General features: G+C 35.0%; 11 protein-coding genes. 5 read left to right on the top strand and 6 right to left on the bottom strand.

Annotated elements, in window-relative coordinates:
• Positions 1-55 precede the first annotated feature (55 nt).
• On the bottom strand, positions 56-2,824 hold the full coding sequence (locus QSV08_RS16205; protein ID WP_324024757.1) for a M14 family metallopeptidase: 2,769 nt from the start codon (positions 2,822-2,824) through the stop codon (positions 56-58).
• A gap of 257 nt (positions 2,825-3,081) precedes the next feature.
• Between QSV08_RS16205 and katG the strand changes: the two genes are divergently transcribed.
• Positions 3,082-5,325 carry a catalase/peroxidase HPI gene (gene katG / locus QSV08_RS16200; protein WP_324024756.1) on the top strand — a complete coding sequence of 748 codons (2,244 nt, stop codon included), beginning with the start codon at positions 3,082-3,084 and terminating at the stop codon, positions 5,323-5,325.
• 66 nt (positions 5,326-5,391) lie between these two features.
• On the opposite strand, the gene QSV08_RS16195 is transcribed toward katG, so the two are convergent.
• Positions 5,392-5,754: a bleomycin resistance protein gene (locus QSV08_RS16195; RefSeq protein ID WP_324024755.1), complete on the bottom strand. Its 363-nt coding sequence runs from the start codon at positions 5,752-5,754 to the stop codon at positions 5,392-5,394.
• A 216-nt stretch (positions 5,755-5,970) separates the two neighbouring features.
• Here QSV08_RS16195 and QSV08_RS16190 point away from each other — a divergent pair, with 216 nt between their 5' ends.
• Positions 5,971-6,900 carry an SPFH domain-containing protein gene (locus QSV08_RS16190; RefSeq protein WP_324024754.1) on the top strand — a complete coding sequence of 310 codons (930 nt, stop codon included), beginning with the start codon at positions 5,971-5,973 and terminating at the stop codon, positions 6,898-6,900.
• A gap of 277 nt (positions 6,901-7,177) precedes the next feature.
• Here QSV08_RS16190 and QSV08_RS16185 read toward each other — a convergent pair whose 3' ends face one another.
• Positions 7,178-8,854 carry a glutamine--tRNA ligase/YqeY domain fusion protein gene (locus tag QSV08_RS16185; protein WP_324024753.1) on the bottom strand — a complete coding sequence of 559 codons (1,677 nt, stop codon included), beginning with the start codon at positions 8,852-8,854 and terminating at the stop codon, positions 7,178-7,180.
• A 224-nt stretch (positions 8,855-9,078) separates the two neighbouring features.
• On the opposite strand from QSV08_RS16185, the gene QSV08_RS16180 reads away from it, so the two are divergent.
• Positions 9,079-11,325, top strand: coding sequence for a gliding motility-associated C-terminal domain-containing protein (locus QSV08_RS16180; protein ID WP_324024752.1), 2,247 nt, complete (start codon positions 9,079-9,081; stop codon positions 11,323-11,325).
• Between the two features lie 7 nt (positions 11,326-11,332).
• Positions 11,333-13,552 (top strand): type IX secretion system membrane protein PorP/SprF, encoded by a 2,220-nt coding sequence (locus QSV08_RS16175; protein WP_324024751.1) that lies wholly within the window; start codon positions 11,333-11,335, stop codon positions 13,550-13,552.
• Positions 13,553-13,925: 373 nt separating this feature from the next.
• On the opposite strand, the gene QSV08_RS16170 is transcribed toward QSV08_RS16175, so the two are convergent.
• Positions 13,926-14,309 (bottom strand): hypothetical protein, encoded by a 384-nt coding sequence (locus tag QSV08_RS16170; RefSeq protein WP_324024750.1) that lies wholly within the window; start codon positions 14,307-14,309, stop codon positions 13,926-13,928.
• A gap of 136 nt (positions 14,310-14,445) precedes the next feature.
• Here QSV08_RS16170 and QSV08_RS16165 point away from each other — a divergent pair, with 136 nt between their 5' ends.
• Positions 14,446-14,865 (top strand): hypothetical protein, encoded by a 420-nt coding sequence (locus QSV08_RS16165; protein ID WP_324024749.1) that lies wholly within the window; start codon positions 14,446-14,448, stop codon positions 14,863-14,865.
• A 173-nt stretch (positions 14,866-15,038) separates the two neighbouring features.
• Here the strand turns inward: QSV08_RS16165 and QSV08_RS16160 are convergent, their stop codons facing one another.
• Together QSV08_RS16160 and QSV08_RS16155 are read right to left on the bottom strand one after the other, a co-directional pair.
• Entirely contained in the window at positions 15,039-15,236 is a 198-nt protein-coding gene (locus tag QSV08_RS16160) for a hypothetical protein (protein ID WP_324024748.1), read from the bottom strand.
• Positions 15,226-16,062, bottom strand: coding sequence for a class I SAM-dependent methyltransferase (locus QSV08_RS16155; RefSeq protein WP_324024747.1), 837 nt, complete (start codon positions 16,060-16,062; stop codon positions 15,226-15,228). The genes QSV08_RS16160 and QSV08_RS16155 overlap by 11 nt, the downstream gene beginning before the upstream one ends.
• Between the last annotated feature and the right edge of the window lie 405 nt (positions 16,063-16,467).

Raw genomic sequence — 16,467 nt, 5'->3', positions numbered from 1 at the left:
AAATAAAATGTTTAACATTTAAGGGCTCTTTATAACTAGTAATCCTACTATTTAGTTAATTAGATATTTGTTTTTGTTCTATGGATTTAACCTCAAGTTCTTTTTCTGTTTTTTCGTCTTCGGTAGTAGACCACTCTTCTAAAACTTCATGATTTTTTGCAACGCCATTTGTATATAATAAGGCATTAAATAAAGTTCTATACGTACCCATTGATTGACCTCGCCATTGTGGCTGAAATCCAAAAAGAATGACATGCCCATTTTTATAATGAACATCTACGGCTGCTGCTTTATTATTCATGTATTTTTCACCAACTAAATAACCTGATAATAATGGAGATCCTTTTTCTTGATATTTAGAGAGAATTTCACCTTCAAATCCTTCAAGTGTTTTGAATACAGGGCTACCGAATACGAATACACTAGATTTTTCGGGCATACCTGCCATAACTGGATGTAGTTTATTGTTGATTACTTCTAGGATAGACCCACCAGTAAAAAACTCATTTTTCTTTAATTTTTCTACACTGTTATCAATTGGTAAATGAAGTTCTTTTATGGCAAAATCTGTACTCTTATTTAAACAAACCAATGTACCGCCAGTACTAATAAAAGTTTCTATATTTCTTACTCCCAACCCTTTTAAACCACCAGTATATTGTGGTGGAGCCATTCCTTTTTGAAAACCATTTTCAATAGTACCCGGTTTTTCAGATGCGATTAAAATAACATCGAACTTTTCATTTAAGCTTCCGTTGTTGATATCTGCATTTCTAATGACGGTATATGGTATTTTAAAATTATCTAATAACCATCTTGTCCAGCCCATATCCATACTTGCTTTCCACGGATCATAAACAGCGATTCTAGATGTTACCTTGGTTTTAGGTTTACTTGAAACTAGGTTTGCATTCAAAGCATATTCTTTCACCCATTTTTGCATTTGTGATTTTGACGTGCTGCTTATGGCATAGGTTTGTTTTTTTGAGTCGTAACTAACGGGGATATTTTGAGTCAGAGCATCGCCAATAACTCTAAATGAATTATTTTCTTTCGGGTTGATCACCATTGTACTTCCACTACCTTTTAAGGTTCCTTGTAAAGGCTTAATACCTGCGGCTACTTCGTTGGTATCAAAACCTGCCCCACCTATAAAATCTGTTTTGCTTAAATCAATATCATTATTATAATTTTCCGCTATAGCATCCCCTTTTATTGGGGCTAACCTAGAATATACCAATTGAGATAAAGGTGACATTGCAGCAATAACCTCTACTTCCATTTGGTATGGCAATGTCCAGCCCGCTGCATCATAAGGTTGTTCTAGTGGTCCGTCGGATGATTCTCTTAAGTCTGGATATTCTTGAATGTCGATTAGTTGTCTAGCTAGTTCACCAAATTCTTGCGCCATAGGTATAACCCATGTGCCTTTAGGATATTCATTTCCTTCAAAAGAAATATCGGTATCTAATTGAGATATCTTAATACCGTTGAAGGCTAATCTCTTTAGAAATTCTACAGGGCGAACTGGATCGCGTTGTTTTTGTTTAATAAAATAAGCATAGGGCGGTTCTTGTTTATACTTTTCAATGGTTGCGGTACCGGCTTGATATTTATTAAATAGTAATGTTTCTTTATACTTCGCTGCATAATCTAACACAGCTATTGAGGCGGTTTCCATATATTTTACAGCATCACCTAAACGCCACCATCCACCTTTCCAAGGGCTAGAATACAACGATTCTACTCTTAAATCGGCTCTTTCTTTCGGAAAATCCTTAATGGTATAAAAATGCGGAGTTGCAAATTTATAAAGGGATGTTTCTGTCCAGAATGATGGTATGTTCTGCATCATTGGCATGTAATCAATATAGCCAGGGTACCAAGCATCAAAACCTTTACCCATATGTACAGCACCTGGTAAACCTTCCGTTTCTAATTCTTGTGCCATAGCCATACCAATCATATTTACTTCTCTGGCCATTAATGGCGGAGTTTGGGATGCAACGGGTTCTGCAAAAGGTGGTAACCATATTCTAGTAGGAAAAGGAGATGATTGATGATGTACATGTATAATACTTGGTTCCCACTCTCGCCAAATACGACCAACAACACGAGATTCTAGCTGATTCAACATATATGCATCACGATTATTATCATGCCCAACATACTTTTGGTATAACCATGGTGTAGCGGCTACTTCATAAGGTGTACCCACATTACCTAGATACCAGTTTGCTATAATATCTTGCCCGTCAGGATTCAAAGAGGGCCAAAGAATTAAAATAACATCTTCAAAAATTGCACTGTATTTTTCTGTTTTAGCATTATTAACTAGGTCATATGCCAAAGTAAGTATATGTTGCGCACCTGCTACTTCAGAAGCATGTAGGCCTCCACTAATGTCTACTATCGCCTTACCTTCTTTTGCTAGTGCTTTTGCAATTTCTCTTGTTAGATTTTCTGGATGCGCTAATTGTTGTGAAATAGATTTGTAGTGATCTATTTTCTCTAGATTTTCAGGAGTTGAAATCAGTACATATTGCCACTCTCTACCTTCAGAAGTTTTTCCGGCAGATTTCATCTCTACCATATCACTGGCTGCAGCTAATTTTTCAAAATAAGAAATAGATTGTTCGTAAGTAGCAAGGTGAAAGTCCGACCCAATTTCAAAGCCTATAACATTATCAGGGTTAGGTATGTCTTGAGAAATTATATTTTGTGAAAAACAACAAACTAAAAATAGGTACCTTAAATAGGTGTATTTATTTAATAAAGGCGATGACTTTTTAATAGGATATTCCCTTGATGAAAGTAAGTTCATTAGTTTGAGTTGTTAGTTTGTCTTACTAAATTATTAAATATGAGACAGGTGCAGTTATAAAGCTGATATAAGTTATTATCTTTATGATATTCATTATTTTAGAGGATAAACTAAATCAGTTTGATAATTATATTGACGACTATAGAAAAATATTATATTACAACATAGGCATAATCTATGTAAAAATAAAAAACGATAGACATAATATTTATAGTTTTGCAATTGAGAATTAAAAACAACTTAAAATTTATATAATCATGAGTAGTACTAACGATAAAGGTGAAGCTTGGGATGTTAATGATCCTGCTGCAGCAAATTGTCCATTTTTAAATGGCGAAATGCATCAAGCAGCTGGTGGTGGAACAACGAATAGAGACTGGTGGCCAAATATGTTGAATCTTAATATATTAAGATTGCATTCGAAAATGGCAGACCCAATGGACGACGATTTCAATTATACCGAAGAGTTTAAATCTTTAGATTTAGCTGCTATTAAGAAAGATTTGACCGATTTAATGACTACTAGTCAAGACTGGTGGCCAGCAGATTACGGGCATTACGGACCATTTTTTATTCGTATGGCTTGGCATAGTGCAGGTACATACCGTATATCTGATGGTAGAGGTGGTGCAAGTGCTGGTAACCAACGTTTTGCTCCATTAAATAGCTGGCCAGACAATGCCAATTTAGATAAGGCAAGATTATTATTATGGCCTATTAAGCAGAAATATGGCAAGAAGATTTCTTGGGCAGATTTGCTAATTCTTACAGGTAATGTTGCTCATGAAAGTATGGGCTTACCAATGTTCGGTTTTGCAGGTGGTCGTGAAGATATATGGCAACCAGAAGAAGATATTTATTGGGGGTCTGAAACTGAGTGGTTAGGAAACAAAGAACGATATGATGAAAAAGGAGATAAATTAGAAAATCCCTTAGGTGCTGCACATATGGGATTGATTTATGTAAACCCAGAAGGACACAATGCAAATCCTGATCCTTTAGAAGCTGCTCATTATATAAGACAGACATTCAAAAGAATGGCGATGGATGATTATGAAACCGTGGCGTTAATTGCTGGTGGTCATACATTTGGTAAAACACACGGTGCTGCTAATCCTGATGATTATGTTAGTGCAGAACCTGCAGCTGCAGATATTACGGAGCAAGGGTTAGGATGGAAGAATAGTTTTGGAACTGGTTCTGGTGCTGATACTATTACGAGTGGTATAGAAGGTGCTTGGACGCAGACGCCTACAAAATGGAGTCATTATTTCTTTGAAAATTTATTCGGTTTCGAATGGGAGCTAACAAAGAGTCCGGCTGGGGCTTGGCAATATAAGCCGGTTGGTGATGCCGGTGCAGGTGAAATGCCTGATGCTCACATACCTGGTAAAACCCACCAACCTTTTATGTTGGTAACAGATATGTCTTTACGTATAGATCCAGCTTATGAAGAAATTTCTAGAAACTTTTTAGAAAATCCAGATGAGTTTAAAGATGCATATGCAAGAGCATGGTATAAATTAACGCACCGTGACATGGGGCCTGTTGATCGTTATTTAGGTCCTGAAGTCCCAAAAGAAGAATTACTTTGGCAAGATCCAGTACCAGCAGTTGATTTTGAATTAATTAATGATGCTGATATCGCAAGTTTGAAGAAAACAATTTTGTCTTCAGGTCTTTCGACTTCAGAGTTAGTTGCTACAGCTTGGGCTTCTGCATCTACTTATAGAGGGTCAGATAAGCGCGGTGGTGCCAATGGTGGTCGTATTCGTTTAGCGCCTCAAAAAGGGTGGAAAGTGAATAACCCTACGCAATTAGCTAAGGTTACTGCTATGTTAGAGAAGATTCAGAAAGAGTTTAATGATAGTCAGTCTGGTAATAAGAAAGTTTCTTTTGCCGATTTAGTTGTTCTTGCAGGTTCTGCTGCCGTTGAAAATGCTGCCAAACTAGCAGGATACGATACTAAAGTGGCATTTAACCCAGGTCGTACTGATGCGACACAAGAGAAAACAGATATTGAAGCTTTTGATGCACTTGAACCACTTGCTGACGGATTTAGAAACTATACCAATAAGAATATTTCTATTCAGCCAGAAGAATTGTTAATTGACAAAGCGAACCTATTAACCTTAACTGCACCAGAAATGACTGCATTAGTTGGTGGACTTCGTGTACTAGGTGCTAATTATGATGGCTCTACTAACGGAGTTTTTACTGACAAGCCTGGTTTACTTACCAATGATTTCTTTATTAATCTTTTAGATATGGGTACAACTTGGAAGGCAGCTTCTGATGATGACAGTGTGTTTGAAGGTAGTGATCGTAAAACAGGAGCTGTTAAATGGACAGGTACTAGAGCAGATTTAATATTTGGTTCTAATTCTGAACTACGCGCTTTAGCCGAAGTTTATGGTACAGAAGATGCGAAGCAGAAATTTGTTCGCGATTTTAGTAGAACATGGACCAAGGTGATGAATTTAGATCGTTTTGATATCTAATAGATACATTGAATACTTATATATAAGGGAGCTCATTTGAGCTCCCTTATTCTTTTATATATAGTCCTATTGGTTGAACGATTCTCCAAAAGTTAATAAATTATTGTCGGGATCTAAAAGAGAAAATTCCTTTTGTTTCCAAGGCTTCATTGTTAGCTTTCCATTAGGGTGTATAGTTATATTAGCGTTTAATAACGATTGGTATAGGGTGTCAATATCATTGGTACGTATATATACTTGACCATAATATTCTTTTGGATTTAGGGCTTCGAATAAAAAGAAGTGTATTTCGATGTCATCTTTTTCTATCATTAAATACTCAGGATAATCAATGGCGCCTACTTTTTTAAAACCGAGCGAATTAACATAATAGTCTATGGTTACATTTCTGTTTCGCATTGGTAATTTCGGATTGATAGAGATAAGCATCGTTTAGGTGTTTTGTTCAGGTCTAAATTAAGTAATCGAAAACGGAGTTATTTGTGTTAGAAATTCAATTGTGTCGATGGATTAGAAATGGCAATCACTATATAAATTGAAGATTATGTAGTTATAGCCATGAATCTGTAACAAATATGGAATAAATGCTACTAATAGTATGAAGGCATTTAGTATCTTCCAATATTAACTTTAAAATAAGAAATCATGGGCTCATTTATTTGGATTCCGATTGCGTTTTTAGTGATTTTCACTATTCTATCGGGTGTATTTATTGTAAAACAACAAACTGCTGTTTTAATAGAAACTTTCGGAAAGTTCACCAGTGTTAGACAATCTGGTATTCAGTTTAAAATTCCGTTTGTTCAACGAATAGCCGCAAGAATAGGTTTGAAAATTCAGCAATTAGATGTTATTATAGAAACAAAAACGCTAGATGATGTTTTTGTGAAACTAAAAGTATCGGTACAATATGTTGTAATTAAAGAAAAGGTTTATGAAGCATATTACCAATTAGAATATCCGCATGAACAAATTACTTCTTATGTATTCGATGTAGTTAGGGCAGAAGTACCTAAAATGAAATTGGATGATGTTTTTGTTAAAAAAGATGATATTGCTATTGCAGTAAAATCAGAATTGCAACAGGCAATGTTAGATTATGGTTTCGATATTATTAAAACCTTGGTTACCGATATTGATCCAGATGCACAAGTAAAAGAAGCGATGAACCGAATTAATGCATCAGAACGTCAAAAAACTGCTGCGCAGTTTGAAGGGGATGCAGCTCGTATTTTAATAGTAGAGAAAGCAAAAGCCGAGGCAGAAAGTAAAAGATTACAAGGTATGGGTATTGCAGATCAAAGAAGGGAAATCGCTCGAGGTCTAGAAGAGTCTGTAGAGGTATTAAATAAAGTAGGTATCAATTCTCAAGAAGCTTCTGCATTAATTGTGGTAACTCAACATTATGATACGCTACAGAGTATTGGTGAGGCTACTAATACGAATTTAATATTATTACCTAATTCTCCTCAAGCAGGTAGTGATATGCTTAATAATATGGTAGCTAGTTTTACGGCAAGTAATATGATTGGCGAAACAATGAAAAAAACCAATAAGCCTAAACTTAAAGAATAAATAATTGTAGGATTATTTTTTTAATATGTAACCCAAGAACATTTGTTCTTGGGTTTTTTTATTCTTTTCAGACTCCGTTCTAAGTAATATTCTACTTTAGTTATCGGGCTTCCCAAAAGGCTGTTTTAAAGCCATTAGCGCGTATTTTTACTTGGATTAATACCAATTAGTCTAAAAAAAGAAAACCACTTGTAGACGTATTGACTACAAGTGGTTTTTTATAGTAAACCTTAATTAAACCGAGGTTCAACAATAAGGTATACTTATACTAGATTATCTATTGAATTTTAGCCCAAGAATCGCGTAAACCTACGGTTCTATTAAATACTAAATTGTCAGCCGTTGTATCGGGATCAACACAAAAATATCCCATGCGTTGAAATTGAACTCGGTCTCTAATTTGTGCTTCTTTAAGATGAGGTTCTACATATCCTTTAATTACTTGTAAAGAATCTGCATTTACAAATTCCATAAAATCCTTGTCTTTATGTGTATCCGGACTTTCATCAGTAAACAAACGATCGTATAAACGAATTTCGGTTTCTACAGCATGTTTTATTGAAACCCAATGCAACGTTCCTTTTACTTTACGTAAGCTTTCTTCAGAACCACTACCACTTTTACTTTTTGGGTCATACGTACATTGTACCTCTATTATATTCCCATCCGTATCTTTTGTACAAGATTCCGCCTTTATAATGTATGCATTCTTTAAACGAACCTCTTTTCCAAGTTTTAATCTGAAAAACTTCTTGTTTGCTTCTTCTCTAAAATCTTCTTTTTCTATATAAAATTCTCTTGAAAAAGGAACTTTTCTAGAACCGGCACTTTCATCTTCAGGATTGTTTTCAGCATCTAACCACTCTTCTTCACCTTCTGGGTAATTTGTAATAACTACTTTCAAAGGATCTAAAACACCCATAACTCTTGGTGCAATTTTATTTAAATGATCACGTACTTGAAACTCTAATAACGAAACATCTATTAAGTTATCTCTTTTTGCTATACCTATAGTATCTACAAAATTACGGATAGATTCTGGAGTATACCCTCTTCTTCTTAAACCAGAAATGGTTGGCATTCTTGGATCGTCCCAAGAATCAACAACACCCTTTTCTACTAATTGCGCCAGTTTTCTTTTACTGACTACGGTGTGACTTAAATTTCTACGAGCAAACTCGCGTTGTTTAGGTCTTACTTTAGTTTCATCATATACTTGATCTAAAAACCAGTTATATAGCTCACGATGCATTGCGAATTCTAACGTACAGAAAGAATGAGATACTTGTTCAATATAATCGCTTTCTCCATGTGTCCAATCATACATCGGGTAAATACACCAATCGGTATTTGTTCTGTGGTGTGCTTTATGCAGTATACGATACATAATAGGGTCTCTCATTAACATATTAGAAGAAGCCATATCTATTTTGGCTCTTAATACATGAGTACCTTCTTTAAAGTCTCCGTTTTTCATCTTTTCAAAGAGTTCTAAATTCTCTTCTATAGATCTATTTCTATTCGGACTATCAGTGCCTGGTTCTGTAGGTGTGCCTTTTTGAGTGGCCATATCTTCAGAAGATTGATTATCGACATAAGCTTTACCCTGTTTAACCAATTCAATAGCCCAATCATATAATTGTTGGAAATAATCAGACGCATACCGTTCGGTATCCCACTTAAAACCTAACCATTCTACATCCTTTTTGATGGCATCTACAAATTCTTGCTCCTCTTTTGCTGGGTTGGTATCGTCAAATCTCAGGTTTACAGGTGCATTATATCTAAGACCTAAACCAAAGTTTAAGCAAATAGAGCTTGCATGCCCAATATGAAGGTAACCATTAGGCTCTGGAGGAAAACGAAAACGTAATTCGTCTTTGGTATAACCATTTACCAAGTCCTCTTCAACAATTTGTTCAATAAAATTCAAAGACTTCGATGTCTCACTCATGTCATTATTTTTCAGGGTACAAAAGTAGCAAAATTGGCTTAATTGGAAGGTTTAAAATACATACACCTTACATAAAATGAGTTTCACAACAGAAATCTTCCTTCCGACAACATAAAGTTCCACTTCGTCGTATTTAATGACATATTTGTCTAAGAAATGTTGTGAACGGAAAAACTTATTAACCAACTTTTCAACCGTAGTGGCCCCCATAACTACAAATGCATATGAAAACTTTGAACAAACTTACCGTATTTACAGCACTATCCATGCTATTCTGCGCTTTTCAATTATCTGCGCAAGCAATAGTAATTAATGCTCCAGAACCTGCAGACAATCCGAACCTGTCAGGTAGTACTCCGTGGTCTGCCGTATGTGCAGGTAATGGCGGATTCAACGAATATTTTGTCAATATTACCTGGATAGGTACCGCCAATGCAGACAACGAGTTTATTCTCGAATTGTCTGATGCCAGTGGTAGCTTTACAAATGCTCAAACTTTGCAAACGATTACGGATCAAAATGCCGTTAAGGATTTTGATACAAGTTTTGCAATACCTACCGACACTCGTGGCGAAGGGTATAAGATGAGAGTAAGAAGTACAGACCCTGTAAAAGTTGGTAGCGAATCTGAGGCATTCAATATGTATTATATGGATGTTACTTCGAATCTTAATATTAGTGAATTAGGTAACGGCGTGCCACCGGGTACGGTTTGTAGTACTGGTGCTATTACGTTACAAGTTGATAATATTGACAACCCAGAAACCTATCAGTATATTTGGTTTCGTAGTGGAACTGAATTAACAAGTGAAACTGGGCATACATTAAACGTTACGCAATCGGGTATGTATAATGTATATATCAATTACGGACCAAGATGTACCGGTTCTGGTAATACAGATTCTAATATTGTAGATGTAACTATTGGTGGTTCAGGAACCGGTATTGCAGTTACTACCCCAACTAAAACTTCTTTATGTAGTACCGATACAGAAATGTTAAGTATAGACCAAACAGATGCTTCTTGGAGCTACCAATGGTTTAAAGATGATGTAGAGATTGTTGGAGCAACAGCAACTTCATATAATGTTAATGCTGCGAATGCAGGTTTCGAAGGGGACTATGCAGTAGAGATTTCTGGAACAGGTATTTGTAATGAAAGGTCTGCAGTAGTAGCTATAACCAATGCAGAATTATATACCGTTTCTGTAGTGAATGAAATCAACATGGTTTTATTGCCTACACAAAACGAAGTATTATCAGTAACCACAACAGCGATTACGCCAAGTTATAAATGGTTTAGAAACACTGTTGAGATTTCTGGTGAAACAAATAGTACGCTTACAATTACTGAAGATGGTGAGTACCATGCCGAAGTTACACAAACAGGCGGTGCTTGTTCAGTGTCTTCTAAAAACTCTGATGTAACTACAGTAGTGTCTCCTGCTTCTTTTGAATTGACTATAAATTATACCGGTGCGTATACATCTTGTGAAACCACAAGTACGATATTAGGTGTTGAACTTATAAACGCAGTTGCTACAGATGGCACTAAAACAGATGTTACCAGTGCGTTACTTGACGGATTTACTTATGAATGGAGTAAAGACGGTTCAGCTATAAGCGGTGCAACTAGCAACAGTATTAGTTTGGCTTCAAATTCAGAAAATGGTGATTATGATTTAAATGCAACCGTTGGTAGTTTTGATGTAGATTCTAATGTTTTACCTGTTCAATTACTAACAAACGAAACAGTAAGTATTACAAGTTCAGGAACTGTTTTCTGTAGCGGTGGCGAAACTATTACATTAAGCACAACCACCGATTTAAGTTCAGCTACATATCAATGGCAATTAGACGGTGCGTCGATTAACACAACAGATGCTGTATTAACGGTTTCTACTGCGGGTACATATACTTTAGCGATAGATAGAGATGGTTGTTCTTTAATCTCTAATGAGATTGTGGTTACACCGTTAGACGAAAACCTAATTACACTTGACCCAGGTACAGAAATAGTAATGCCAGAAGGTACTACTAGATTGGTTACTGCAAGTGGAGGTACTGCCTACAGATGGTTAGATGCCAATGCAGTAGAAGTAAGCAACTCTGATAGTGTAAACCTTACCGAAGCAGGTAGTTATACCCTAATAGCTTCTATAGACAATTGTGAGATTGTTAGACAGATTGAAGTAACCTATTTAGACACTTTTAAAGTGCCTAATGTAATTACCGTGAATGGAGATGGTATTAATGATCAATGGATCATACCAAACTCTTATTCTAATAAAGCCGATGTCAATGTAATTATCTACAATGAGCAAGGGCAAGAAATTGTAAACGAATTCGATTATAAAAATAACTGGCCGCAGTCAACTACTGCGTTCACTAAACAAAACATGGTATTCTACTATAAAATCAGGAATGCCAGTGAAGTACTTAAACAAGGTACGATCACAGTAATACGTTAAGCTCACCATGCTAAAGAAAAGTGTTTTATATCTATTGTTATTTGTGTTAGCTATCATGAAGGTTAGCGGGCAAGAGGAAAATCCGTTTGTATCATACGATGTTCCTGCCCAGAACCTTCTGAAGTATAACCGATTCTTAATCAACCCAACGTTTTCAACGGTTAGGGAAGACAAATCCTATATCAATTTGTTACACCGAAACCAATCGGTACAATTTGATGATAACAATCAAAACTATTTCTTAAGCTATAGTGGACGTGTAAATGATAAAACCGGATTAGGTCTTAGTCTATATTCTCAAAGAGAAGGTATCTTAAGTAACTTTGGTGTGTTGGCAAATTATGCCTACGGTATTAAATTGAACGACAAGAGTAATTTTACTTTTGGTGCAAACGTCTCTTATTACCAAAGTGGATTTGATAATGGTAGAGCTTCTACTGTAGAAGAGGATCCTTTCTTAGCAGGATTGCAAGATCAGAACTTGTTATCATTTCAACCAGGTTTTAACCTTTCTTACGGTAAGTTCGATGTTGGTGTTTTTGCAGAAAACCTTTTTGATTACAACTTAAAGACGAGTGAATCGGTAACGGAGTTTAAAGACAAAACATATTCTGGTCACTTACAATATACCCATCAGTTTGAAAAGCAAGATGGTATTTTTGAACAAGGGCGTTTAATGCCTTTGGCAAGAGTTAGAAAAGTAGGAGAAGAAGATGTTACTTTAGGTGGAAGTTTAATTCTTGACCTTCCAAAATTAGGATGGATACAAGGTGGATATGATAGTTTTTACGGTGCAGCTGCAGGTGTAGGTTTTAACCTGAACCAAAGAATTTCTTTAGGCTATACCATGGAAAAAGGATTGTCTAACAACTTTGATAATTTCGGAGTTACGCATGAGATATCATTTGCTTATTCATTCTCTCCGAACCTTACCGAAGATAGGGTAATGTTAGAAGATGACTTTGAAGATGATTTAGTGCAGAATGATGAGGAGCCTGAGAATATTGCAACGAATGAAGAGATAGAAGAGTTGAAGATGAAATTGGCAGAAAATGATGCCATTATCGAAGAGCTGATGTTTCGTCAAGATTCTCTAGAGTCTATTCGCCAAACTGACTTAGAAAGACGTTTTGCCATGGTAATGCGTATGGTTCGTAATGAAACCAATGGAGAAAGACCCGACTTAGAAAATAAGGCAAAAGAGCTTTTCCTTGATGAGAACAGCAACACTGAAGTTGCATCTAATTACAACCCGAGTAATACAGGAACGCCAGAAGTTGCGTCTAATTATAACCCAAGTAATTCAGGTGAAGCAGTTGCTAGTAATCAAGAAACTACTCAAACAAAACAAGATAGGGTAGCAGTGGTAACAAACGAAAGAAAAGACCCTGTAGCAGAAAGACAAGAAGTTGCCGAAAATAATACCGATACGAATATTTCATCTGATAGTAGGTTTAAAGAGCAAGTGCAGCCAAAAGATGCTGTAGTTGCAAATAGACCACGAAACAATGATACCCCTGTTGCGAAAGCAACTAGAGACGTTACTCAAGATGGAGTGAAAAGTAGAAGGTTTAAAGACTTACCAGATGTTACAGATGGTTACTATGTAGTTGCCAATGTATACAAAGGTGGGCAGTACATGAATAACTTTATTAACGGTTTAAATGAGCAGGGCATTAATGCTGATTATATAGATGTTCCAAAAACCGGATTAAAGTATGTGTACCTAGAACGTTATGATACATTTGAAGAAGCTGTAGCAGCTCACGACAATAAACTGAACGGTACATATGATGGTGCCACTTGGATTATGAACGTTGATAACAGATACACTAATGAGGCTTACGCAAGCAATGTAAATAAGATCAAAGAGAAATCTTCGAAGTATGATTCTAATGTTTTAACCTCAAATGAGGTGGTTAGAGATAATGTAGATTCTAGAGAAGCTGATTCAAAATCTTATGTTATTGAGGGTGCCGGTTCTGGTTATTACCTTATTGCAAATGTGTTCGCTAACCCTAAGAATGCAAAACGATTTGTAACCTTGCTAAATTCATTCGGATTAAATGCGAGTTACTTCATCAACCCTAAGAACAATTACAGATACGTATACCTTAAAAAGCACGACTCTTGGACCAAAGCTTTGATCTCTTACTACTCTAAGCTAAACGACGCTTACAATGAGAAGATGTGGATAATGAGGGTCAACCATGAACTGCTGGTTTAGAACGACTATAGGTTAACATAACGATTATACAAAGACCTTATCATCTAAGATGATAAGGTCTTTGTTGTTACTACTGAATACAAGGTTTAGGCTATTGACAATAGCGCTTTTTCAACCTTTTAATATACACATCGTTATATTTTATGACACTTCATAATTTTGATGAAACATTATTCAAGAAAGAAGTCAAATTGAATACGTTAATTTAAAGACCGATTAACATACGGATTGGTATTTTAAATTTTTTCAAAACTTTATTTGATAATTTGAATTCAAATCGGGGTGATGTTTCTCTAAGTTTCAACCTAATATTTTTACAACTTCATAGTATTCAAATTAGGGTTATATCAATTGGAAGATATATAAGTTCGAACTAAATTCTTATCAAACTAATCGTAATCAAATTACTAAGATGTAAAGTCAACTTGCCTTTTTCAAAAGTGATTTTTGAACGGTAATCTTCTTGATGATTATTTGATTTTATAATAAGATATTCGTCTTCAATAAACCAGTATAATTGATTATCATTATCTACCAAGAACCATTTATTATTTGAAGTTACATAGCGTAAATGTTCATCGGTAAATGTAAAAGTGCTTCCAATTATTTGGTTGATGTCATTTGGAAAGCAAACCCCTGGTCGGGTGATATTAACTTTTTCAATCTTCCATGTACCGATTAATTCTTTCTTCAATATAACATCAGATGTTACTTGACTTTGAATAAGTATAAGAAGTAAAACTATGATTTCTTTCATAAGTTCAAGACGAGTTAAATCACCTTAGGTTACTTCCAATTATAATTGAGGACTAACTTTAAAATACGAACTTATCATATTGCTAATTTGAAAGTACTTGTACATCGGATGGAACGGTTCTTGTTTTATCCAATTTATGAGAAAACCAATTATCTTGCTAATCCTCTTTTTTGCTCAATTATGTTTTGGTCAAGAGAAAGAAATATCTAAATCTTTTCTAATTGATCGTTGGAAGGTTTATAAGACTATAAAAGAAGGTGATACTGAAATTACAGTTTATAAGCGCAGTAGGACTTTGAAAATTGGTAGCGAACTTCGTTTTTTGAGTACCGGTCAATACCGCATAACCTTTAATTCAGGAAGGAGAATAGGGCGTAGTTGCGGAAATGAAATTCGTTCGGGAGGGATAAATGGATATTATCGTTTTAATTCCCAAGAACAAACAGTAACCCTTGAAAGTTATAATACTGATCCTAATATTAATTGGAGTCTTGTATGGATTGATGAGAATTCATTTGGAGTAAAAAAAGCAAAAAATAACATTACTTATTATTAAGCAAGTCTTTTTGCCAATCAATACTAAAAAAAATACTTAGGGAGTATTTGGAAAACTCTTCGTTTTCCAGATATCACTTGTAATATGGAAACTTGTTAATCAAGATGATTATTTTTCCCATTTAAATTGAAGTCCTTTTTTTGAAAATCAAGGAGCTGATATTTATTTCATTATCACCTACTTTTTTTGTTTACAACGCTATACTTACAAATGCTGTTTTCCTCATATCTAATTCTATGTTCAGATAATAGTTGTGTAATTACTTCTCTGGTTTCATCTTCATCTAATTGTATTTTTTCTCCTAAGTCAATTTCATTTAATTGATTCTTATTTTCAATTAATGCTTTATAATATCTGTCTTTATTTTTCATGTGTTTGTTTTTTTACTGCTATCATCATATGCGGACTAAATGGCAAAATGTAGCTGTCGTTTTCTGTAATTTGTAATAGTTCAATTAAGTTCTCTCTCTTTTTATCATTCAGCATATTTGCAAAGAAATCTTTATCAAGCCAAGTCATACCTTCAACAGCATATGTGTTTAAGTACGTTAAATCTTGATGGCTAAATTCTTCTTTTAATTGTTCGGGTTTGTGATAATAAGCCTCGGCCAAGAGCCATGGAAAATCATCTGGCGGATTATGTATTCCTGTAGTCAATTCATTCTTGCACATTTCAAAGAATGACCTTTTATGTATTAGACCATTTAAAAGCCCGACCAAAGTTGATGCCGTATAATTGATAGCGAATCCTAAGATGACTCCACCTTTTTTTAAAACACGCTTAGCTTCTTTTATGGTTAATTCTCTGTCTTTTTTTCTTTGAAGATGATAAAGAGGACCATGAAGAATAATGAGGTCTGCATAATTATTTTTGAAGTTTAATTTTCTAGATTCACCTAAGTGAACCGAGAACTTGTTCTTTAATTTCTTAGTCCTATTTTCTGCTAGTTGTAAATGTTTAGCAACGGGTTCAACCAAATGAACTTCATGACCTTTTTTGGCAAGCCATTCAGCATACTTACCTGTACCACCACCGACATCTATAATCTTCGAAGATGATGTAGAAAGGTATTTCTCTATAAGCGATTTTATTCTTTCGAATTCAAATACACCCATGCCTTTTTCAAGTCTAGTTTCTTCAGATGCTTTGTTATAGAACACTGCGATATTTCTTGATATTAACTGTTCACTTTTCATTTTTGATTTACGGTAATAGCATCAAATTTCAAACTGCAGAATGCAATTGAAAGAGATGATGCAATCGATTTTTCAATCAATTGATTTTCTTTAAAATTTTATAAAATAAAAGGTTCTTATTATCTGTGCATTAGAAAGCTTCTATGCATTAGTGCTCGTTGTTCGAGTTTGTCTTTTTAGAAAGACCTAGATAATATGTAGAATTAGTATAACAGATTCTAAAGATAGCCAATCTTATTTAATACCTGTCTTACGTTACAGACTATCAGCCAGGTTAAAGTATGTACAAGACTGCTCACTTCACCTTTAAGCCTATTTTAAGTACTAAATCTTAGTATCCCTGTAGATTTTAGACAAGTAGACAAAGCTTCTTTAGAGCTGCTTATTATTGTTTAGACTAATCGA

It is taken from the genome of Maribacter sp. BPC-D8, assembly GCF_035207705.1.
Classification (GTDB): Bacteria; Bacteroidota; Bacteroidia; order Flavobacteriales; family Flavobacteriaceae; genus Maribacter.
The sequence above is the reverse complement of the archived record's forward strand: the minus strand, read 5'-3'. Positions and strand labels throughout refer to the sequence as shown.

Bases quoted from the DNA above. Each gene is read 5' to 3' on its own strand.
- QSV08_RS16180 (WP_324024752.1), top strand. From the start codon at position 9,079: ATGAAAACTTTGAACAAACTTACCGTATTTACAGCACTATCCATGCTA.
- QSV08_RS16170 (WP_324024750.1), bottom strand. From the start codon at position 14,309: ATGAAAGAAATCATAGTTTTACTTCTTATACTTATTCAAAGTCAAGTA.
- QSV08_RS16160 (WP_324024748.1), bottom strand. From the start codon at position 15,236: ATGAAAAATAAAGACAGATATTATAAAGCATTAATTGAAAATAAGAAT.
- QSV08_RS16190 (WP_324024754.1), top strand. From the start codon at position 5,971: ATGGGCTCATTTATTTGGATTCCGATTGCGTTTTTAGTGATTTTCACT.
- katG (WP_324024756.1), top strand. From the start codon at position 3,082: ATGAGTAGTACTAACGATAAAGGTGAAGCTTGGGATGTTAATGATCCT.
- QSV08_RS16155 (WP_324024747.1), bottom strand. From the start codon at position 16,062: ATGAAAAGTGAACAGTTAATATCAAGAAATATCGCAGTGTTCTATAAC.
- QSV08_RS16185 (WP_324024753.1), bottom strand. From the start codon at position 8,854: ATGAGTGAGACATCGAAGTCTTTGAATTTTATTGAACAAATTGTTGAA.
- QSV08_RS16175 (WP_324024751.1), top strand. From the start codon at position 11,333: ATGCTAAAGAAAAGTGTTTTATATCTATTGTTATTTGTGTTAGCTATC.
- QSV08_RS16165 (WP_324024749.1), top strand. From the start codon at position 14,446: ATGAGAAAACCAATTATCTTGCTAATCCTCTTTTTTGCTCAATTATGT.
- QSV08_RS16205 (WP_324024757.1), bottom strand. From the start codon at position 2,824: ATGAACTTACTTTCATCAAGGGAATATCCTATTAAAAAGTCATCGCCT.
- QSV08_RS16195 (WP_324024755.1), bottom strand. From the start codon at position 5,754: ATGCTTATCTCTATCAATCCGAAATTACCAATGCGAAACAGAAATGTA.